This window comes from Xanthomonas sp. WHRI 6108 (assembly GCF_040202385.2).
In the GTDB taxonomy this organism is placed as follows: domain Bacteria; phylum Pseudomonadota; class Gammaproteobacteria; order Xanthomonadales; family Xanthomonadaceae; genus Xanthomonas; species Xanthomonas arboricola.
The window spans coordinates 2,579,224-2,599,618 of the sequence record NZ_CP168198.1; the positions used below are offsets into that span (position 1 = coordinate 2,579,224).

General features: G+C 66.8%; 21 protein-coding genes and 1 tRNA gene. 16 read left to right on the forward strand and 6 right to left on the reverse strand.

The window, feature by feature from the left end; translation table 11 throughout:
• Nucleotides 1-58: 58 nt before the first annotated feature.
• A complete protein-coding gene (locus ABQ039_RS10790; protein WP_016904973.1) occupies nt 59-496 on the reverse strand; it encodes a hypothetical protein in 438 nt (145 codons plus the stop codon).
• 165 nt (nt 497-661) lie between these two features.
• Here ABQ039_RS10790 and ABQ039_RS10795 point away from each other — a divergent pair, with 165 nt between their 5' ends.
• Entirely contained in the window at nt 662-1,432 is a 771-nt protein-coding gene (locus ABQ039_RS10795) for a glutaminyl-peptide cyclotransferase (RefSeq protein ID WP_349777770.1), read from the forward strand.
• Between the two features lie 86 nt (nt 1,433-1,518).
• On the opposite strand, the gene ABQ039_RS10800 is transcribed toward ABQ039_RS10795, so the two are convergent.
• Complete coding sequence (locus ABQ039_RS10800) at nt 1,519-2,319, reverse strand: amidohydrolase (protein ID WP_024939977.1); 801 nt, start codon at nt 2,317-2,319, stop codon at nt 1,519-1,521.
• 145 nt (nt 2,320-2,464) lie between these two features.
• Nucleotides 2,465-3,613, reverse strand: a complete 1,149-nt coding sequence (locus ABQ039_RS10805; RefSeq protein ID WP_102251913.1) for a pyridoxal phosphate-dependent aminotransferase — start codon at nt 3,611-3,613, stop codon at nt 2,465-2,467.
• A gap of 249 nt (nt 3,614-3,862) precedes the next feature.
• Here ABQ039_RS10805 and ccmA point away from each other — a divergent pair, with 249 nt between their 5' ends.
• The 11 genes from ccmA (at nt 3,863) to ABQ039_RS10860 (ending at nt 12,787) form a co-directional block, all read left to right on the forward strand.
• Nucleotides 3,863-4,507 (forward strand): heme ABC exporter ATP-binding protein CcmA, encoded by a 645-nt coding sequence (ccmA, locus tag ABQ039_RS10810; RefSeq protein ID WP_349777769.1) that lies wholly within the window; start codon nt 3,863-3,865, stop codon nt 4,505-4,507.
• The gene (gene ccmB / locus ABQ039_RS10815; RefSeq protein ID WP_054591972.1) at nt 4,504-5,199 is read left to right on the forward strand and encodes a heme exporter protein CcmB; all 696 of its coding nucleotides are present in this window, start codon (nt 4,504-4,506) and stop codon (nt 5,197-5,199) included. The genes ccmA and ccmB overlap by 4 nt, the downstream gene beginning before the upstream one ends.
• Nucleotides 5,200-5,293: 94 nt before the next feature.
• Entirely contained in the window at nt 5,294-6,046 is a 753-nt protein-coding gene (ccmC, locus tag ABQ039_RS10820; protein WP_349777768.1) for a heme ABC transporter permease CcmC, read from the forward strand.
• Nucleotides 6,043-6,213 carry a heme exporter protein CcmD gene (locus ABQ039_RS10825; protein ID WP_349777767.1) on the forward strand — a complete coding sequence of 57 codons (171 nt, stop codon included), beginning with the start codon at nt 6,043-6,045 and terminating at the stop codon, nt 6,211-6,213. Before ccmC ends, ABQ039_RS10825 begins: the two co-directional genes overlap by 4 nt.
• Nucleotides 6,210-6,680 carry a cytochrome c maturation protein CcmE gene (gene ccmE, locus ABQ039_RS10830; protein ID WP_039515161.1) on the forward strand — a complete coding sequence of 157 codons (471 nt, stop codon included), beginning with the start codon at nt 6,210-6,212 and terminating at the stop codon, nt 6,678-6,680. Before ABQ039_RS10825 ends, ccmE begins: the two co-directional genes overlap by 4 nt.
• Before the next feature lie 171 nt (nt 6,681-6,851).
• Nucleotides 6,852-8,789: a heme lyase CcmF/NrfE family subunit gene (locus ABQ039_RS10835; RefSeq protein ID WP_349777766.1), complete on the forward strand. Its 1,938-nt coding sequence runs from the start codon at nt 6,852-6,854 to the stop codon at nt 8,787-8,789.
• On the forward strand, nt 8,782-9,384 hold the full coding sequence (locus ABQ039_RS10840; RefSeq protein ID WP_024939984.1) for a DsbE family thiol:disulfide interchange protein: 603 nt from the start codon (nt 8,782-8,784) through the stop codon (nt 9,382-9,384). Before ABQ039_RS10835 ends, ABQ039_RS10840 begins: the two co-directional genes overlap by 8 nt.
• Nucleotides 9,381-9,815 carry a cytochrome c-type biogenesis protein gene (locus tag ABQ039_RS10845; protein ID WP_024939985.1) on the forward strand — a complete coding sequence of 145 codons (435 nt, stop codon included), beginning with the start codon at nt 9,381-9,383 and terminating at the stop codon, nt 9,813-9,815. Before ABQ039_RS10840 ends, ABQ039_RS10845 begins: the two co-directional genes overlap by 4 nt.
• Nucleotides 9,815-10,828: a tetratricopeptide repeat protein gene (locus tag ABQ039_RS10850; RefSeq protein ID WP_349777765.1), complete on the forward strand. Its 1,014-nt coding sequence runs from the start codon at nt 9,815-9,817 to the stop codon at nt 10,826-10,828. Before ABQ039_RS10845 ends, ABQ039_RS10850 begins: the two co-directional genes overlap by 1 nt.
• A 340-nt stretch (nt 10,829-11,168) precedes the next feature.
• The gene (locus ABQ039_RS10855; protein WP_349777764.1) at nt 11,169-12,371 is read left to right on the forward strand and encodes a homoserine O-acetyltransferase; all 1,203 of its coding nucleotides are present in this window, start codon (nt 11,169-11,171) and stop codon (nt 12,369-12,371) included.
• A 152-nt stretch (nt 12,372-12,523) separates the two neighbouring features.
• Nucleotides 12,524-12,787, forward strand: a complete 264-nt coding sequence (locus ABQ039_RS10860) for a DUF1294 domain-containing protein (protein ID WP_258071409.1) — start codon at nt 12,524-12,526, stop codon at nt 12,785-12,787.
• A 74-nt stretch (nt 12,788-12,861) separates the two neighbouring features.
• Here ABQ039_RS10860 and ABQ039_RS10865 read toward each other — a convergent pair whose 3' ends face one another.
• The 3 genes from ABQ039_RS10865 to cydD form a co-directional block, all read right to left on the reverse strand.
• Nucleotides 12,862-13,623 (reverse strand): hypothetical protein, encoded by a 762-nt coding sequence (locus ABQ039_RS10865; RefSeq protein WP_349777763.1) that lies wholly within the window; start codon nt 13,621-13,623, stop codon nt 12,862-12,864.
• Between the two features lie 63 nt (nt 13,624-13,686).
• Complete coding sequence (gene cydC / locus ABQ039_RS10870) at nt 13,687-15,363, reverse strand: thiol reductant ABC exporter subunit CydC (RefSeq protein WP_349777762.1); 1,677 nt, start codon at nt 15,361-15,363, stop codon at nt 13,687-13,689.
• Nucleotides 15,360-17,105, reverse strand: coding sequence for a thiol reductant ABC exporter subunit CydD (gene cydD / locus ABQ039_RS10875; RefSeq protein WP_349777916.1), 1,746 nt, complete (start codon nt 17,103-17,105; stop codon nt 15,360-15,362). The genes cydC and cydD overlap by 4 nt, the downstream gene beginning before the upstream one ends.
• A gap of 148 nt (nt 17,106-17,253) precedes the next feature.
• Between cydD and ABQ039_RS10880 the strand changes: the two genes are divergently transcribed.
• From ABQ039_RS10880 to ABQ039_RS10895, 4 genes are all read left to right on the forward strand, one after another.
• On the forward strand, nt 17,254-18,876 hold the full coding sequence (locus ABQ039_RS10880; protein WP_349777761.1) for a cytochrome ubiquinol oxidase subunit I: 1,623 nt from the start codon (nt 17,254-17,256) through the stop codon (nt 18,874-18,876).
• A gap of 16 nt (nt 18,877-18,892) precedes the next feature.
• Nucleotides 18,893-20,044, forward strand: coding sequence for a cytochrome d ubiquinol oxidase subunit II (cydB, locus tag ABQ039_RS10885; RefSeq protein ID WP_349777760.1), 1,152 nt, complete (start codon nt 18,893-18,895; stop codon nt 20,042-20,044).
• 92 nt (nt 20,045-20,136) lie between these two features.
• Complete coding sequence (gene cydX, locus ABQ039_RS10890) at nt 20,137-20,247, forward strand: cytochrome bd-I oxidase subunit CydX (protein ID WP_024939993.1); 111 nt, start codon at nt 20,137-20,139, stop codon at nt 20,245-20,247.
• Nucleotides 20,248-20,307: 60 nt separating this feature from the next.
• Nucleotides 20,308-20,384, forward strand: a tRNA-Pro gene (locus ABQ039_RS10895).
• The last annotated feature ends 11 nt before the right edge of the window (nt 20,385-20,395 follow it).

Genomic DNA, 20,395 nt, shown 5'->3' on the forward strand with positions numbered 1-20,395 from the left:
GCTGCGCGTTCACGCAGGCGTCGACCATTGGCGACGCTTGCGCTGCATGCACAGCGTCTTACTTGCGACGCTCGATGACGAAGTTGCCCACCGCCACGCCCAGATCGACGCCCTCGCCCGTGCCGGCCAGGGCCAGCGAAATGTCGCCCTTGGTGACCACCTGTGCCGTGCTGGACTTGACCACGCCGGCATGCGCTTCGGCCGCCGCGTAGGTGCCGAACAGATCATTGAGGCTGTAGGCGCCGGAGAAGGTGCCGCGGCCGCCGACGATCTTGGACTTGCCGACGGTCAGGCCGCCGCCCTTGCTGGAGATCTTGACCGGGATCACCGCGCCGTTGTCGCACTTGATGGTGCCGGTGCCGCTGGCGGTCTTGTAGAACACCGACCAGCCCGACAGGTTGAACGACAGCTGGCAGTCGATGTTGCCGGCGGCCTGCGCCTGCGGTGCGAGCGTTGCGGCGCCCAGCAGCGCGAAGAGGGAAAGGGACTTGATCATGCGGGCATTCCGGTTGGTGAACGTGGCGCCGAGCCTAGCAGCGCCGATGTGGCAACCGCGACAACATGCCGGCACCGCGCATGCGACCGTTCAGCGAATCATTATTTCGCCGGCCGGCGGCCTGCGCAGCCATAGTCTGCGATGGCGGCATGGGATGATTGCGGCATGCCACGCACCGCCTACAGCCTGCTCTTCGCCGCCCTGCTGCTGCCCACCCTCGCCCACTGCGGCGAGACCATCCCGACCCAGGGCTATACCGTCGTGCGCACCTATCCGCACGACACCGCCGCCTTTACCGAAGGCCTGTTCTATCTCGACGGCTACCTGTACGAGAGCACCGGCGAACTGGGCCAGTCCAGCGTGCGCAAGGTCGAGCTGGAGACCGGCCGCGTCCTGCAGCAGGCCTCGACACCGGCGCCGTTTTTCGGCGAAGGCATCGTGGCCTGGCACGACCGCCTGATCCAGCTGACATGGCGCAACCAGCGCGGGTTTGTCTACGACCTGGCCACGCTGACGCCGCGCACGCAGTTCAGTTATTCCGGCGAGGGCTGGGCGCTGACCCGCGACGACAGCAGCCTGTACATGAGCGATGGCACTGCCCGCATTCGACGGCTGGATCCGCAGACGCTGCAGCAGGTCGGCAGCATCAAGGTCACTGCCGGCGGCAGGGCGCTGGACAATCTCAACGAGCTGGAATGGGTCAACGGCGAGCTGTTGGCGAACGTCTGGTTGACCACCCGCATCGCACGCATCGACCCGGCCAGCGGCAAGGTGATCGCCTGGATCGACTTGAAGGCGCTGGTGCCGGACGCCGACACCCTGAGCGACCCAAGCAACGATGTACTCAACGGCATCGCCTACGACGCCGAGCACGATCGCCTGTTCGTCACCGGCAAGCGGTGGCCGAAGATCTACGAGATCAAATTGGGTGAGTAGCCGGGATTGGGGATTCGGGATTGGGGATTCGCAACGGCGGGCAAGCAAAGAGCTGTGCCTTGCCTGCTTGCACCAATCCCTAATCCCTAATCCCTAATCACAAATTCATCCGCATCCAGCATCGCCGGGAAGCGTGCGCGGTGTTCGGCCAGGGCGGCAGCGCTGAGGGTGGTGGTGACCACCTGTGGCTGCTCGCGGATCTCCACCTGCGGCTGGCCGAGGAAATCGATCACGGCGCTGTCGCCGGCGTAGTGCAGCTGATTGCCGTCGACGCCGACGCGGTTGACCGCTGCCACAAAGCACAGGTTCTCGATCGCGCGTGCGCGCAGCAACGTCTTCCAGGCATAGGCGCGCGCGGACGGCCAGTTGGCGACGAACAGTTGCAGATCAAAATCCAGCTGGCCCGGCCGCTCGACATCGAAGCGATTGCGGCAGAACACCGGAAAGCGCAGGTCGTAGCAGACCTGCGGATTGATCCGCCAGCCCTTCCACTCCACCGTCAGGCGATCGCGCCCGGCCGCGTAGCGCAGGTGCTCGTTGCCGAAGCGGAACAGATGGCGCTTGTCGTAATACTGCAGCGCCCCGTCCGGCGTGGCCCACAGCAGCCGGTTGAACACGCCTTCGGGCGTGCGCAATTGCACGCTACCGGTGACGGCAGCATCCAGCCGCGCCGCCTGCGCACGCACCCAGGCCACGGTCGGCCCGTGCATGTCCTCGGCCTTGTCGATGGCGTCGTTGGAGAACCCGCTGGTGAAGGTCTCCGGCAGGATCACCAGATCGGTCTGCCCGGCCAACGGCTCCAGCAACGCACCGTAATAGTCGCGATTGCCGGCCGGGTCATGCCAGCGGGTGTCGCCTTGGATCAGGGAGATGCGCAGGTCGTGCATTAAAGGCTCGGGATTCGGGAGTGGGGATTTGGGATTCGAACGGCGGGTTTCGGGTGGCTTCCTGTCATCGGCATTCTGCGAACTCGTCAACAAACGACCAACCGCTTTTACGATTCCCGAATCCCCATTCCCGATTCCCAGCTCTTCAGAGCTGCTGCAACCGCGCGATCGCCGCATCCAGGGTTGCATCGTTCTTGGCGAAGCACAGCCGCGCCAGTCGTTGCCCTTGTGGCGCGGTCTCGTAGAACGGCGACAGCGGAATCGCGGCCACGCCCTTTTCCACCGTCAGCCACTTCACGAACTCGGTGTCGGGCAGGTCGCTGATCGCCGAATAGTCGACCAGCTGGAAATAGCCACCGGGCACTGGCAACGGCTTCAGGCGCGTGGTCAGCAACTGTTCGCGGAAACGGTCGCGCTTGGCCTGGTAGAACGCGCCGAGGTGTTCGTCATGTTCGGGTTCGTCGCGAATCATCGCGGCGAACGCGTGCTGGGCCGGACCGAAGCTGGTGAAGGTGTTGTACTGGTGCACCTTGCGGAACTCGGCGCTCAGTGCCGGCGGCGCGATGGCGTAGCCGATCTTCCAGCCGGTGCAGTGATAGGTCTTGCCGAAGCTGGAAATCACGAACGCGCGCTCGCGCAGTTCCGGCCAGCGCAACACCGATTCGTGGCGGCGGCCGTCGAACACGATGTGTTCGTACACCTCGTCCGAGAGCAGGAAGATGTCGCTGCCGCGCAACAGCTCGGTCAAGCGCTGCATGTCATCGGCAGACAGCATCGCGCCGGACGGATTGTGCGGCGAGTTGATCATCAGCAGGCGCGTCTTCGGCGTGATCGCCGCGCGCAGCGCCGGCCAATCGATGGCGAAGGTCTGCGGGTCCAGCGCCACGTGCACGGCGCGCGCGCCGGCCAGGTCGATCGCCGGCTCGTAGCAGTCGTAGGCCGGGTCCAGCACGATGACCTCCTCGCCTGCGCGCACCACCGCGTGGATGGCGTTGAAGATCGCCTCGGTGGCACCGCTGGTGACGGTGATCTCGCTGTCGGCATCGACCTGCGCGCCGTAACAGCGCTGCGCCTTGCCGGCGATGGCCTGGCGCAAGGCCGCAACGCCGGTCATCGGCGGGTACTGGTTGTGGCCGGCCGCCATGGCCTTGGCCAGTTCATCGACCAGCCGCTGCGGCACCGCGAAATCGGGAAAACCCTGGCCCAGATTCACCGCGCCGTGTTCGGCCGCCAACTGCGACATGACGGTGAAGATGGTGGTGCCCACCTTGGGCAGCTTGGTCGTGAGGGGCATCGGGCCTGTCCGGGCAACAAACGGGGGGGACCGCGAGTGTACGCAAAGCCGCCAGGCGGTTGCGCCCAGGCGATGCAAAACAGCGTTCCCGGACACATCACGCCGCCGAACGCGCCCCCGGCAGCGCGCCATCGTCGCTACAATGCGCGCCCTGCCTCACAGCGTGTCGTGCCGGCTGCCTCATGGCGATGGCATGACACCCGCTCGCCTCCACCCCATGCCGTCCTGCGACGGGAGCCCGCTGCGCCGATGATCGAACCGCTGCACACTGCGCCACCGCTGCTGTCGGCGCGCGCGCTGGCTTTCAGCCGCAACGAGGAGCCCGTGTTCGGCCCGCTGGATTTCCATGTCGATGCCGGCGAGGCGCTGCTGGTGCAAGGCGACAACGGCGCCGGCAAGACCACGCTGCTGCGGGTGCTGGCCGGGCTGCTGCATGTGGAGCGCGGGCAGATCCAGATCGACGGCAAGACCGCGCGGCGCGGCGACCGCAGCCGCTTCATGGCCTATCTGGGCCATTTGCCGGGGCTGAAGGCCGATCTCAGCACGCTGGAGAACCTGCACTTCCTGTGCGGCCTGCATGGCCGCCGCGCCAAGCAGATGCCGGGCAGCGCGCTGGCCATCGTCGGCCTGGCCGGCTACGAGGATGCACTGGTGCGGCAGCTGTCGGCCGGCCAGCGCAAGCGCCTGGCGCTGGCGCGGCTGTGGTTGTCGCCGGCCCCGCTGTGGCTGCTGGACGAGCCCTACGCCAACCTGGACCTGGACGGCATCACCCTGGTCAACCGGATGATCTCCGCGCACCTGCGCGGCGGTGGCGCGGCGCTGGTCACCACCCACGGCGCCTATGCGGCGCCGCCGGTGCGCACGCGCATGCTCACGCTGGAGGCGGCGGCATGAGCCTGCATTCGCCACAACCCTCGCTGTGGCAGGCCGCGCGCGCGCTGCTCAGCCGCGACCTGCAGCTGCTGTGGCGCCGTCGCAGCGATGCCTTGCAGCCGGCGCTGTTCGCGCTGCTGATCGTGGTGTTGTTCGCGCTGGGCCTGGGCGGTCGCCCGGACCTGCTGGCGCAGGCCGCACCGGCGGTGCTGTGGCTGTCTGTGCTGCTGGCCGGCCTGCTGTCGCTGGATGCGTTGTTCCGCAGCGACGTGGAAGACGGCTCGATGGAGCAATGGTTGCTGGCGCCGGTGCCGTTGGCGTGGCTGATCGCGGTGCGCGTGCTACTGCACTGGGCGACCAGCGCGCTGCCGTTGATCGCGGTGACGCCGCTGCTGGGCGAATTGCTGCACCTGCCACATGACCTACTACCGGTGCTGCTGGCATCGTTGGCGCTGGGCACACCGCTTCTGAGTCTGCTTGGTGCCGTGGTCGCGGCGCTGACGGTGACGATGAAACGCTCTGGTATTCTCGTGGCGTTGCTGGCGTTGCCGTTGTACGTGCCGGTGCTGGTGTTCGGTGCCGGCAGTGTCGCGGCCAGCGGACAAGGGCAGGATGCGGTGGGTGCGTTGTTGTTGCTGGGCGCCGGATTGGTGATCGGCGTGGTGCTGGCACCGCTGGCTGCGGCTGCCGCAATCCGGATTTCCTTGAGTTGAGCCCTGCGGTCGATGCGCTGTCGACAAGACGCTCCACTCATTGCGTTGTTGCTGTTTCGAGAGCCAATGCCATTCCAAAGGCTGCTGCCATCGCATGAACGTCGTCGCCCGCTGGTTCCACCAACTCGCCTCGCCTCCGATCTTCGACCGTTTCACTGCGCGCTGGGCGCCGTGGTGCTACGCGCTGGCCGCGGTGTTGCTGGGCGTGGGCATCTGGCAGGCCTTGTTTGCGGTCCCGGCCGACTACCAGCAGGGCGATAGCTTCCGCATTCTGTATATCCATGTGCCGAGCGCGTGGATGAGCCTGTTCGTGTTCGGGCTGATGGCGGTGTACGCGGCGATCGCGCTGATCTGGCGCATCAAGATCTGCGAAATCCTGGCCATGGCCTGCGCGCCGATCGGCGCGGCGTTCACCGTGATCACCCTGCTGACCGGCAGCATCTGGGGCAAGCCGATGTGGGGCGCCTGGTGGGATTGGGACCCGCGCCTGACCACCGAGCTGATCCTGCTGTTCCTGTATCTGGGCGTGATCGGTCTGTACCAGGCCATCGACGATCGCCGTCAGGCCGCGCGCGCGGCCGCCTTGCTGGCGATCGTCGGCGTGGCATTGCTGCCGGTGATCCGCTATTCGGTGGTATGGTGGAACTCGCTGCATCAGGGCCAGAGCATCCGCCTGCTCGGCCCCTCCAGCATCGATGCAAGCATGCTGCTGCCGCTGTGGCTGATGGTGATCGGCACCAAGTTCTGGTTCGCCGGTTCGCTGCTGACGCGTGCGCGCGCCGACAACCTGCGCCGCGAGGCCGGCAAGGCCTGGATCCTGCGCGATGCGCCGGAGCGCGCGGCATGAGCTACCTGCCCTACGTCATCGCCGCCTATGCGGTATTCGTGCTGGTGCTGCTGTGGGACCTGATCGCCGGCCGCTGGCAGCTGCGCCGCGCGTTGAAGATCGCGCAGGCGCGGCGTTTGCGCGAGCGCAAGCGCGCGGTGCCCAGCGATGCGGAGCTGATCCAGTGAACCCGCAACGGCGCCGCCGGATCTGGCTGGTGATCGCGCTGGTGCTGGCCGGTGGCCTGGCGACCGCGCTGGTGGCGATGGCACTGCAGCGCAATGTGGCCTACCTGTACACACCGTCGGAAGTGCTGCGCGGCGACGCCGGCGAGCATGCGCGCTTCCGGCTCGGCGGTATGGTGGAGAAAGGCTCGTTTCAACGTGCGTCCGGTTCGCTGGAAGCGCAGTTCCGCGTCACCGATGGCGATGCACAGTTGCCGGTGCGCTACGACCGCATCCTGCCGGACCTGTTTCGCGAGGGACAGGCGGTGGTGGCGACCGGGCGCATGCAGAACGGCGTCTTCGTTGCCGAAGATGTGCTGGCCAAGCACGACGAGACCTACATGCCGAAGGAAGTCGCCGACAAGATGGGCAGCGCACACCGCAAGCACGATGTGCCGGCGGCCGCAGACCAGGCCGGAGCGCTGCGTTGATGGCAGGGGTCAAAACGTTCGCCTTGCTGCGCTGTGATCGCTTGCAGCTCGCTTGCGTGGCCGACGATGTCGCGATGCCTGGGCAGGCGCATGCAGACGCTGCCCGGATGCCGCCCCTGCATTGCGCCGGCAAGCGTCGCACCACTGCCTGCCCGCCAACGCGCCAACCCGATGCTGCCTGAGCTCGGCACCTTCCTGCTGATTCTGGCCTTGCTGGTGGCCCTGGTGCAGGCCGCGCTACCGCTGGCCGGTGCGCAGCGTGGACGCAGCAGCTGGATGGCGGTCGCGCGGCCGGCCGCGTTGCTGCAGCTGGGCCTGATCGCAGCGGCCTTCGCGCTGCTGACGCATGCCTTCCTGGTGCAGGATTTTTCGGTGCGCTATGTCGCCGAGAATTCCAACAGCCTGCTGCCGGTGATGTATCGCTACTCGGCGGTATGGGGTGCGCACGAAGGCTCACTATTGCTGTGGACGCTGGTGCTGGCGCTGTGGACCGGGGCGGTGGCGCTGTGGTCGCGGCAGTTGCCCGCGCAGGTGGTGGCGCGCGTGCTGGGGGTAATGGCGCTGGTCAGCATCGGCTTCCTGGCGTTTTTGCTGTTCACCTCCAATCCGTTCGCGCGCTTGTTGCCGGTGCCGCTGGAAGGCGCCGACCTGAATCCGCTATTGCAGGACCCGGGGCTGATCATCCATCCGCCGATGCTGTATTGCGGCTATGTCGGCTTTGCGGTGCCGTTCGCCTTCGCCATCGCTGCGTTGCTGGAAGGTCGCATGGATGCGCGCTGGCTGCGCTGGACGCGGCCGTGGACCAATGTGGCCTGGGCCATGCTCACCGTCGGCATCGCACTCGGCAGCTGGTGGGCGTATTACGAGCTGGGCTGGGGCGGCTGGTGGTTCTGGGACCCGGTGGAAAACGCCAGTTTCATGCCATGGCTGGTGGGCACCGCCTTGCTGCATTCGCAGGCGGTCACCGAAAAGCGCGGCAGCTTCGCCAGCTGGACCTTGCTGCTGGCGATCGCCGCCTTTTCGCTGTCGCTGCTGGGCACCTTCCTGGTGCGCTCGGGCGTGCTGACCAGCGTGCATGCGTTTGCGGCCGACCCGTCGCGCGGCCTGTTCATCCTGGTGTTCCTGCTGGCGGTGGTCGGTGGTTCGCTGCTGCTGTACGCGTTGCGTGCGCCGCGCCTGTCGCTGGTCGATGACCCGCGCCGCGCGTTCGCCGGCAGCTCGCGCGAAACCTTGCTGCTGTTGAACAACCTGCTGCTCGCCTGCGCCTGCGCAATGGTGTTGCTGGGCACGCTGTATCCGCTGCTGGCCGACGCCTTGGGCCTGGGCAAGCTGTCGGTGGGGCCGCCTTACTTCGGCACCTTGTTCATGGTACTGATGGCGCCGCTGGTGGCGCTGTTGCCGTTCGGCCCGCTCACCCGCTGGCAGCGCGAGCAGGCCTCGCGTCCGCTGGCGATGCTCGCACCATGGGCAGGCCTGGCGGTTGCCGCAGGCGTGCTGGCCTGGTTCGCCGCGCCGCAGGGCCAGTGGAAGGCGGCACTCGGCGTGGCCGGCGCGGCCTGGGTGCTGCTGGGCACGCTGCGCTTCCTGTGGACGCGGCGCGCAGCCAAGGGCCGGAAGCTCACCGCCGAAATGCTGGGCATGCTGCTGGCGCACCTGGGCGTGGCGGTGTTCCTGGCCGGTGCGTTGCTGGTGGAATCACTGAGCCTGCAGCGCGAGGTCGCACTGGCGCCCGGGCAGCAGATGCAGATCGGCCGCTACGCGCTGCACTTCGATAATGTCGAAGAGCTGCGCGGGCCCAATTACGTCTCCGACCGTGCCAATCTGCAGGTGTTCAAGGACGATGCGCCGGTCGGCCTGCTGCATGCGGAAAAACGCCGCTACGCCAGCGGCGGGCAGACCTTGACCGAGGCGGCGATCCGTCCCGGCCCGTTCGGCGACCTGTATGTCGCGCTTGGCGAACCCCTGGGCAATCAGGCCTGGGCGGTCCGCGTCCACCTCAAACCGTTCGTCCGCTGGATCTGGCTGGGGGCGCTGCTGATGGCGCTTGGCGGCCTGGTCACCGCGGCCGACCGGCGTTTTCGTCGTTCTCCGGAGATCCAAGATGGTTGAGTCACGTTCACCCCGCCTGCCTACTGCGGTTCTGGTAGGTGCCATCGTGCTGCTGCTCGCGCTGGCAGCGCTGCTGGTCTATGCGGTGGTGCGCTCCGGTCAGGACGATCGCGATGCCCTGCCCTCTGCGTTGATCGGCAAGCCGGCGCCGGAGTTCGCGCTGCCGCTGCTGCACGACCCCAGCATCGTGGTGCATGCGCGCGAACTGCGCGGCGCGCCGTACATCATCAACGTGTGGGGCAGTTGGTGCCCGGCCTGCCGCGAGGAGCACCCGGTGCTGAGCCGCTTTGCGCTGACCAAGCGCGTGCGCGTGATCGGCTACAACTGGAAGGACGAGCGCAACGATGCGCTACGCTGGCTCGAACAGCTGGGCAATCCCTACCTGCTGGTGGTCGCCGACAAAGACGGCCGTACCGCGATCGACTTCGGCATCGCTGCGGCACCGGAGACCTTTCTGGTCGACGGGCGCGGCGTGGTGCGCTGGAAGTACAGCGGCATGCTCACCCAATCCATCATCGACACGCAGCTGATTCCGGTACTGAGCAAGATCGAGCGCTCGCCCAGTGCCGCTCCGGACCTACACGCCAAACAATGATGCGCGCCTGGCTGCTGACGCTGCTGCTGTTGCCCTGGCTGGCCCTGGCCCAGCCGGTCGGCGACCCGGCGCCGCTGCGCTATGCCTCGGCCGAAGAAGAAGCGCGCTTCCATGCGCTCACCGCCGAGCTGCGCTGCGTGCAGTGCCAGAACCAGTCGCTGGCCGACTCCAATGCGCAGATCGCCCAGGACCTGCGCCGCGAAGTGCTGGCGCTGATGCACGCAGGCCGCAGCGATGCGCAGATCCGCCAGTTCCTGGTCGCGCGCTATGGCGAGTTCGTGCTGTACCGCCCGCGCGTGGAATCGCGCACCTGGCTGCTGTGGTTCGGCCCGCTGCTGGTGTTGCTGCTGGGTGCTGGCGCCATTGTGCTGCTGGTGCGCCGACGCAGCGTGGCTGCGCCCGCCCTGCCCGCCGATGAGCAGGAGTGGTGATGGTCAGCTTCGTCAGTGCGGTGGTGGTGCTGACCCTGCTCGTCTTCGGCGTGGCGCTGCGGCCGCTGTGGCGCGAAGCGCGCGGGCTGACCGCCAGCATCGCGGTGTTGCTGCTGGCGGCGAGCGCGGCGCTGTACTGGCTGGTCGGTACGCCGAGCGCGATTCAGGCGCCGGCCGAGCGGCCGGCCACGCCACGCTCGCTGGATGAGGCCATCGTGCAACTGCGCGCCGCGTTGGCGCGCAATCCCGATCAGGCCGAAGGCTGGGTATTGCTGGGACGCTCGCTGTCCAGCCAACAGAAATTCGCCGAAGCGCGCGATGCGTTTGCGCGCGCGGCCGCGCTGCGTCCGGACGAGCCGGATGTGCTGGTAGCTGCCGCGCAGTCGCGCATGCTCGCCGACGACAGCGGGCGCCCGGATCCGCAGGCCATGCGCCTGCTGGAACATGCGCTGGCGGTGCAACCGGACCATCAACGCGCACGCTGGTTCCTGGGCGTGGTGCAGCGCCAGGCCGGTCAGCCGGCCAAGGCCAGCGAGACCTGGGAGCCGTTGCTGCGCGTGGTGGATGCCTCTACCCGCCCCGGCCTGCTGGAACAGATCAACGCCGCGCGCCAGGAAGCCAGGCTGGCGCCGATCCAGACGCCGGCTACGCCTGCCGCCGATGCAGCCAGCGGCAAACGCATCCAGGTACGCGTGACGCTGGATGCCGAGTTCGCCAAACGCGCCGGGTTGCCGGGCGACACCAGCGTCTTCGTGATTGCGCGCGCCGCCGACACGCCGATGCCGGTGGCGGTGGAAAAACACGCGCTGCGCGAGCTGCCGTTGACCATCACCCTGGACGACGGCGACAGCCCGATGCCGACGCGCCGGCTGTCGTCGCTGGACACCGTGCAGGTGCTGGCACGGCTATCGCGCAGCGGCAACGCAATGCGCCAGGCCGATGACGTCGAAAGCGTGCCGTTGATGGTGGAACTGCCCACTGCCGCGCCGGTGGAGCTGGTAATCGGTCGCTGATTGCCCGCCACGTGTCGACGCGACGCAATCAACGATGACGCCGCACCGGAGTGAGTCGGCCGCGGTGTTGAAAACCATGCACACCCAACATCTCCACTGGTCCTTGCCCGCCCATCGTCGCGGGACCTTACGCGGCATGGATGCCGCGTAAGAGCCTACACGGACGTACTTGCGGCGTGTCCTGCGATGGTGGGCGGGCAAGGGCCCTGCAACCAAACCGCAGATCCGCCGCTCTGCAGAGTGGCATCACACAGAGCAACGACTCAAACCGATTCCCAATTCCCGAATCCCCATTCCCATCCTGCCCCCCGGCACCTGCCATGGCAGATAGAATTGCTGCATGACCGAATTCATTCCCCCCGGCACGCTGTTCCACGCGCTGCCCTCGCCGTTTCCGATGAAGCGCGGTGGTGTGCTGCTGCAGGCGCGTGTCGCCTACGAAACCTGGGGCACGCTGGCAGCCGATCGCAGCAATGCGGTGTTGATCGTCACCGGTCTGTCGCCGAATGCGCATGCCGCGGCAAATCCGGCCAATCCCGAGCCGGGCTGGTGGGAAGCAATGCTCGGGCCTGGCAAGCCGATCGATACCGAACGCTGGTTCGTGGTCTGCGTCAATTCGTTGGGCAGCTGCAAGGGCTCGACCGGCCCGGCGTCGATCGACCCTGCCACCGGCACGCGGTATCGCCTGGGTTTCCCGGAACTGTCGATCGAAGATGTGGCCGATGCCGCAGCCGACGTGGTGCGCGCGTTGGGCATCGAACAACTGGCCTGCCTGATCGGCAACTCGATGGGCGGCATGACCGCACTGGCGTTGTTGCTGCGCCACCCCGGCATCGCGCGCAGCCATATCAATATCTCCGGCAGTGCGCAGGCGCTGCCGTTCTCGATCGCGATCCGCTCTTTGCAGCGCGAAGCCATCCGCCTGGACCCGCACTGGAACGGCGGCCATTACGACGACACGCATTACCCGGAATCGGGCATGCGCATGGCGCGCAAGCTCGGCGTGATCACCTACCGCTCGGCACTGGAATGGGACGGCCGCTTCGGCCGCGTGCGGCTGGATTCCGAACAGGCCGCCGACGATCCGTTCGGCCTGGAATTCCAGGTCGAAAGTTATCTGGAAGGCCATGCGCGCCGCTTCGTGCGCTTCTTCGATCCCAACTGCTACCTGTATCTGAGCCGCTCGATGGATTGGTTCGATCTGGCCGAGTATGTCGACAACAGCCCGGCCATCGACGCACGGGGCGATGGCACGCAAGCCGACAACGCCGCGGTCGCCGCCAGGCCGGATACAGGCATCTCGACCGACGCCACGGTGCTGGCCGGACTGGCGCAGATCCGCATCGCGCGGGCGCTGGCGATCGGTGCCAACACCGACATCCTGTTCCCGGTGCAGCAACAGGAACAGATCGCCGAAGGCCTGCGCGCCGGCGGTGCCGAGGCACACTTCATCGGGCTGGATTCGCCACAAGGCCACGATGCCTTCCTGGTCGATTTTGCGCGCTTCGGGCCGGCGGTACGCAACTTCCTGGACGCTTGCTGATTTCCAGACCTGCGCAACGGCGTCGCGGCACGTCCCAGCAGCAGAGCCTGCCGCGCAAGACGCTGGCGCTGCTGTTTGTAATCGGCATGGCAACGATGGTGGTTGCAGGTCGCCTGCCGGCGCTGCTGGCGCTGTGGTACGCGGCTGCAAGCATGCTGGCGATGCTGGTCTACCGGCTCGACAAGAGCGCGGCCCAACGCGGCCGGCAACGCACACCGGAAGCCACCCTGCACCTCATCGCACTACTCGGCGGCTGGCCGGGCGCGTTGCTGGCGCAGGCGCTGTTCCGGCATAAATCCAGCAAGGCAGCCTTCCAGCTGCGGTTCTGGATCACTGTCGTAGCGAACGTCGCCGCCTTGTATTGGGCATGCCGCCAACCTGCGCTGATGGCTGCGTTGGACGCACTGCCTGATTAAAAGCAACACACGCGACAAACCATAACCGAGCGTTGCCCGCATTCATCAGCATTGCCTCGCTCGGTTGGCCACGACTAGCCCCTGGGCAGAAGCTTTATCGGCGAGTCCACTACCACGGTCTGGTCTGCGGTGTCTCCAAGCGCCTGGAGGCATTCCGGCGACAACGCCTGCCGCGTCAGCTCCAACGAGCGCTGGTTGTTGAGATCGCGCGGAGTGGTCGGGCCGCCAGACAAGGTGATATTCGTCTGCATGCGGGTGGACACCGGCACATTGTTCAACTGCTCGGGTTTGAAACGCTGCGCCCTGACCCATTGCGCCGCCATTCCCTCCAACCAGCGCGCCCCGCGTGCGTCGGTCGGACTGCTGATGTGAACCTGCTCGAACGTTGCGTGCCCGTTCGCCAGCACGTTGTAGTCAATTGTCAGCTGCAACGCCGTGGCGGACAGCAGGCCCGGTGGTGGAGCTGATCTGGGCTGGAACTGCACAAGTGTCGGCCGGTAAGGACCATTGCCTGCATTGGCGATCGCCAGATTGACTGCATCTTGTTTCGGCACCAGACATGCTGCGACCTGCACATAAGTGACCGCTGAGACTGGCTTGCCTTGCTCGGTTGGCGGTGAGAATGTCCACGCGCCGACTCGACGCTCAATGGAGTCCCGCAATTTTTCGTGCAGGCCCTTATCGGCCTGCGCCGAAACGATGGAACCATCGGGGCCGACCTCGACCCTGACCTGTGTCATGAACGCCGAAGGCTTGCCGACCTCGGCCACTGCGGCCTGCGACAGGCAAGCAGCCACACAGAGCACTCCCTTCATCCATCCTTGCATGTGCTGCATCATCGATTCCTGTCGAAGTGGTTACACGATCCTCGCTGATGGCAGCCGCCCAGGCAAGGCCATCTAGGCCAACGGCTCCAGCGCACCGGCCCGCAGGCGATAACGCCGCTGCACCACGCCATCGGGCACGCTGTCGTGGGTGATCATCACCAGGCTGCGCTCGCCCAGCGCGGCCGATAGATCCAGCAGCAAGGCGTGCGCGGTATCCACGTCCAGGCCGTCGGTGGGTTCGTCCAGCAGCAGGATCGGCGCGTCGCGCAGCAAGGCGCGCGCCAGCGCCAGCCGGCGCGCCTGGCCGGCCGAGAGCGTGGCGCCGTTTTCGCCGACCCAGGTGTCCAGGCCGTTCTGCGCGGTGGCCCAGGCGCGCAGGCGCACCTGGTCCAGCGCGTTCCACATGGCCGCATCGCCTGCGCCGACGTCGCCGATGAGCAGGTTGTCGCGCACCGTGCCGGCAAACACCGGGGCATTCTGCGGCAGCCAGGCGATGCGTTGATGCCATTGCGCCTGCGCGAAGTGGCACAGGTCGATATCGGCGTAGCTCACCTGCCCGGCCTGCGGGTCCCACAGCCGCAACAGCACTGCGGACAAGCTGCTCTTGCCGCTGCCGCTGTCGCCGCTGATGGCGATGCGCTCGCCAGGCGCCAGGCTCAGATCGAGCGCCTGCAGCAGCGGGCGTCCACTGCCCGGCCACGCAAAACTGACCTGCTGCAGGCGCAGCGTGCCGCTGCGCGGCGCATCCACTGGCTGCGACGGATCGACGACCGACGGCGCCTGGTCGACGATGGACTGCAGGCGCCTGGCCGCAACGCGCGCGCTCTGCAGCGCCTGCAAGGCGAGCCCGGCGCCGGCCCAGACCTCCAGCAATGCCATGGTCAGGAACACCAGCCCGGCCGCCATTTCCGCAGCAATCAATCCGCGTTCTGCCGCGCTCAACCCAAGCCACAACATGCCGGCCAGACCAATACCGCCGCAGACCGCATGCAGCAGATTGCCGCCGATCAGGCGACGGCGTTGCAGGCGATCGCCATCGACCACCGCCGCCGCCGTTGCATCGACCTGATGCAGCCAGGCACCTTGCGCATCCACCGCAGCGAGATCGGCCGCACCTTCCAGCCCCTCGAACGCCTGCGTGCGCAAGGCGGTGCGTTGCCGGGCGCGCAGCTGTTCGCGCTGCGCACCGCCGCGCGCCACCTGCCACGGCACCATGCCGCCGATGACCACGCCCAGCACCACCAGCAACACGCCAGCCGGCGGATAGATCAGCGCCGCTGCCACCACGCCGGCCACCCAGATGCCGAGCAATGCGCTCAACGGCGCCAACGCGCGCACGCTCACGCCATCGACCTCGCCGATGTCGGACATCAGCCGCGCCAGCAGATCGCCGGTACGCGTGGCCGACAGGCGGCCCGGCGCCAGCGGCAACGCGCGGCGGAAGAACCACACGCGCAGATCGCGGGCGATGCGCAGCGTGGCGTCGTGGCCGATCATTTTTTCGCCATAACGCGAGACGATACGCGCGAAGGTCAGCGCGCGAATGCCGGCCGAGGGCGAAAAGAAATTGAAGCCGCTGCCCATGCCGGCGACACCGGCCAAAGCAGCGGCGGTCAGGAAACTGCCGGACAGGCCGAGCAAGCCCACGCCGGCCAGCATGGTGACAAGCACCAACAGCGCCGACAGCAGCAGGCGCCAGGCATGCCGGCGAAACACATCGCGCAGACGGTCGGGCTGTGTGCCGTTCATGGCAGCTCCGCTGTGACGGTGGCGCCGCGCAGGTCGATCACCGTGTCGGCCCAGCGCATCACCGCGGCGCTGTGCGTGGCCAGCACCACCGCGCGGCCGCGTGCGAACACACCCAAGGTGCGAAGCAACTCCGCTTCGGTGTCCGGATCGAGGAAGGCAGTGGGTTCGTCCAGCAGCAACAGGTCCGGCTCGCGCAGCAACAGCCGCGCCAGGGCCACGCGCCGCGCTTCGCCACCAGACAGCCCGAAGCCGCGTTCGCCGATCTGCGTGTCCAGGCCTGCAGGCAGCTGCGCGGCAAAGCGCAGCACCTGTGCGGCGTCGGCCACTGCATGCAGGCGCGCAGCGCCGGCCTGCGGATCGGCCAGGCGCAGGTTATCGGCAATGCTGCCGTGAAACAGATACGGCCGCTGCGTGGCATAGCCGATGCGGGTTCCCGGCCGCAGCACCACGCTGCCGGCCTCCGGCGCCAGCCAGCCGGCCAGGCCCTCCAGCAAGGTGCTCTTGCCGCTGCCGCTGGCACCGATCACCGCCACGCGCTGCCCGGGCTGCAAGGTCAGCGAAAAATGCGCGACCACCGTGTGCGGCGCGCCCGGCGGCCGTAGCGCAAGATCGCGCGCCTGCAGCAGCGGGGCGTGTGCCTGGGCCGGTTCCAGTGCGCGCAAGGGCGGCACCGTCACCGCTGGCGTTGCCGATGGCGGTGCGAATCCTTCCAGCAGGCGCTCGGCTTCGGCCACCGCCGCCAGCGCATTGGCACGGTCGTGGTAATGCGCCGCCAGCCGCCGCAACGGCGCAAAGAATTCCGGCGCCAGCAGCAGGCAGAACATGCCCGCGCCCAGCGTCGGCAAGCCGTGCAGATCCAGCATGCCCAGATAGGTCAGGCCGAAGTACAGCGCCACGATCGCCACGCTCACCGAGGCGAAGAATTCCAGCACCGTGGACGACAGGAAGGCGATGCGCAGCACCTTGAGTGAGCGCTCGCGCACGCCTTCGGCCGCGGCGGCAATGCCGCTCAACTCGGCCTTGCCGCGGCCATACACGCGCAGCAGGCCCAGGCCCTTGAGGCGATCGGCAAAGTGCCCGCCCATGCGTGCCAGTTCGCTCAGCTGGTCGCGCCCGGCGGCTTCGGCGCCCCAACCCACCAGCATCATGAAGAACGGAATCAGCGGTGCGGTCAGCAGCAGCACCAGGCCCACCACCCAGTCGACCGAAAACACCGCGACCAGGATCAGCGGCGGCACCAGCAGCATCTCGGTGCGTGCGAGCTGGTAGCCGACGAAGTAGCCCTCCAGCGCATCGGTATGCGCCAGGCTCAATTCGCCCAGTTCGCCGCTGCGCTGCCGGCGCAGCCACACCGGCCCATGCTGCACCAGGCGGCGCGCGATGCGGGCACGCAGTTCGCGCCTGGCCACATCGGCCACCTCGCCGGTCAGCGACTGCGCCCAGGCATTGAGCAGCGCGCGCCCTACCAGCGCACAGACCAGCCCCGCCCCCACGTCGCGCAATTGCGCCAGCGCCAGATGCTGCACCAGCACCGCCTGCAGCAACCACGCGATCGCCGCCGCCTGCGCCAGCAGCAGTACCCCAGACACCGCCACCGCCACGCCGGCCAGGCGCCGCGCACGCGTGGCCGGGGCCGCCAGTGCATCCAGCCATTGGCCGCGTTGACGGCGCTGGGCTGGCGTTTCGCTGGCTCGCACGCTGGGCTGGCTCACATCGCTCTCAAGGAAGACATCGTGTTGCAAGCGATTGTAAGTCGCCACTTCCCGCTACGGGCTGCGCATTGTGCCGCACCCGCCCGCCGCGGCATTGATCTGGATCAACGCGCGTGTCGCGGCAAGCGCAGATGATCGACTGCATTCCTTCATCGACACCCAACCAGGCCCACCCGCCATGATCGACTCGACAGTTGTTGAACTGTCGCGGCTGCAGTTCGCAGTCACCGCGATGTACCACTTCATCTTTCCGCCGCTGACCATGGGCCTGTCGTTCCTGCTCGGCATCATGGAAAGCGTCTATGTGATGACCGGCAAGGACATCTGGCGGCGCATGACCATGTTCTGGGGCGTGCTGTTCGGCATCAACTTTGCCATGGGCGTGGGCACCGGCATCGTGATGGAATTCGAGTTCGGCATGAACTGGTCTTACTACAGCCATTACGTCGGCGACATCTTCGGTGCGCCGCTGGCGATCGAAGGCCTGATGGCGTTCTTTCTGGAAGCGACCTTCCTGGGCCTGTTCTTTCTCGGCTGGAACCGGCTGAGCAAGGTGCAGCACCTGGCCACCACCTGGCTGGTGGCGCTGGGCAGCAACTTCTCGGCACTGTGGATCCTGATCGCCAACGGCTGGATGCAGAACCCGACCGGCGCGGTGTTCAACCCGGACACCATGCGCATGGAAGTGGTCGATTTCATGGCGGTGCTGTTCAACCCGGTGGCACAGGCCAAGTTCGTGCACACCGTCAGCGCCGGCTACGTGCTCGGCGCGGTGTTCGTGATGGCGATCAGCGCGTTCTATCTGCTACGCGGCACCCATGTGGAGATGGCGCGGCGCTCGTTCGCAGTGGCTGCCGCGTTCGGCCTGTTGTCCTCGCTGTCGGTGGTGGTGCTCGGCGACGAGAGCGGCTATGCCGCCAACGAACACCAGAAGATGAAGCTGGCGGCGATCGAGGCGATGTGGGAAACCGAAGCCGCGCCAGCCGACTTCACCGCATTCGGTATTCCCAACCAGCAGACCCATCGCAACGACTACGCGGTCAAGATCCCGTACCTGATGGGCTTGATCGCCACACGTTCGCTGGACCAGCCGATCCCCGGCATCCTGGAACTGGTCGGCCGTGCCGAGCATCGCATCCGCGGCGGCCAGATCGCCTACGGCGCGCTGCAACGCATCCGCGCCAACAAGGACGATGCCGAAGCACGCAAGGTCTTCGAGGCGCATTGGCAGGATCTGGGCCACGGCCTGCTGCTCAAGCGCTATCGCGACGATATCGGCAATGCCACGCCGCAGCAGATCGCCCAGGCCGCGATGGACACCGTGCCGCGGGTGCTGCCGCTGTTCTGGACCTTCCGCATCATGGCCGCCATCGGCATCTACCTGATCGCCTTCTTCGCCATCGCGTTCTGGTTCGCCTGCAAGCACAACTTCCAGGAAAAACGCTGGTTCCTGACCCTGGCGCTGTGGAGCCTGCCGCTGCCGTGGATCGCGATCGAGTGCGGCTGGTTCGTGGCCGAGTACGGCCGCCAGCCGTGGGCGGTGGAAGGCGTGCTGCCGACCTTCTATGCCGCCTCGGGACTGGATCTGTACGAAATCGTGTTGACCCTGGTCGGCTTCACCACGCTGTACACCACGCTGCTGGTGATCGCGATCAAGCTGTCGCTGAAGACCATCCGCAAGGGCCCGGATGCGCTGTTTCCACCGAGCCAACGCACCCCGTCGCCACACAACAGCTCGCCCCACGCGTCCTCACCCGACGCCCCATTGAGCACCGGCGCACTGGCCGGCGGCGCACCGTAAGCCAGGAGAGACAACCATGGATTTCATCTTGCTCGACTACACCACATTGCGCGTGATCTGGTGGCTGTTGCTCGGCGTATTGCTGTCCGGCTACGCGGTGATGGGCGGCTTCGATCTGGGCGTCAGCACCCTGCTGCCGCTGGTGGCCCGCAACGATGCCGAACGCCGGCTGGTGATCAACACCATCGGCCCGGTCTGGGAAGGCAGCCAGGTCTGGTTGATCCTGGGCGGCGGCGCGATCTTCGCCGCATTCCCGCCGTTGTATGCGGTGAGTTTTTCCGGGTTCTATCTGGCGATGTTCCTGATCCTGTTCGCACTGATCCTGCGCCCGGTCGGGTTCAAGTTCCGCGGCAAGCTGGCCGACCAGCGCTGGCGCAGCAGCTGGGACTGGGCGTTGTTCGTCGGCGGCTGCATTCCGGCGCTGATCATGGGCGTGGCGGTCGGCAATGTGCTGCTCGGCGTGCCGTTCCACTTCGACGACAGCATGCGCATTTTCTACACCGGCAATCTGTTCGGGCTGCTGACGCCGTTCGCGCTGCTCGCCGGCCTGCTCAGCGTGGCGATGTTGATGGCGCACGGCGCGGCGATGCTGGTACTCAAGACCGACGGACCGGTGGCCGAGCGTGCGGCGCGTTTCGGCAGCATCGCCGCGCTCTGCGCGGTGGCGCTGTTTGCCGCCGCCGGTGCATGGGTGGCGCTGGGTCTGCCGGGCTACGCAGTGACTTCGCTCCTGGCCACCGATGCGCCGACCAATCCGCTCGGCAAGACCGCCGCACTCACCGCGGCCGGCGGCTGGCTGCACAACTACAGCAGCATGCCGGCCACATTGATGGCACCGCTGATCGGCCTGGTCGGACTGGCAATGAATGCGCTGCTATTGCGTGTGCGTCGCGGCGGCCTGGCGTTCATCGCCTCGGGTTGCGCCATCGTCGGCATCGTCTTTACCGTCGGCTTTGCGTTGTTCCCGTTCCTGTTGCCCTCGTCCACCGCACCGAGCGCAAGCCTGACGCTGTGGGATGCCTCCAGCAGCCACCTGACGCTGTGGATCATGCTGCTGGCGACCACGCTGTTCATGCCAATCGTGCTGGCCTACACAAGCTGGGTCTATCGCGTACTCAAGGGGAAGGTCACCGCCGACGAACTCTCGGCCAATCCAAACGCCTACTGAGCATGCCCGCTGCGCGTTGCGATGCACAGCTGCATCGCGCTCGCAGCAGGCCTCAACCTCGCACCTGCTTCAACAACTCAAGGAGAACGACAATGTGGTACTTCGCCTGGATCCTCGGCACCGGTCTGGCCGCACTGGCGGCGGTGCTCAACGGCATGTGGTTCGAAGCACGCGAGCCGGAGCGTGGCCAACCGCATCAGTAAAATTATTTTCGCTAGATGCTTGCCGATTCCGCATTCCCTATGTAACATACGCGGCTCCTTCGGGGTGTAGCTCAGTCTGGTAGAGCGCTACGTTCGGGACGTAGAGGTCGCAGGTTCGAATCCTGTCTCCCCGACCAGTTTCAAAACA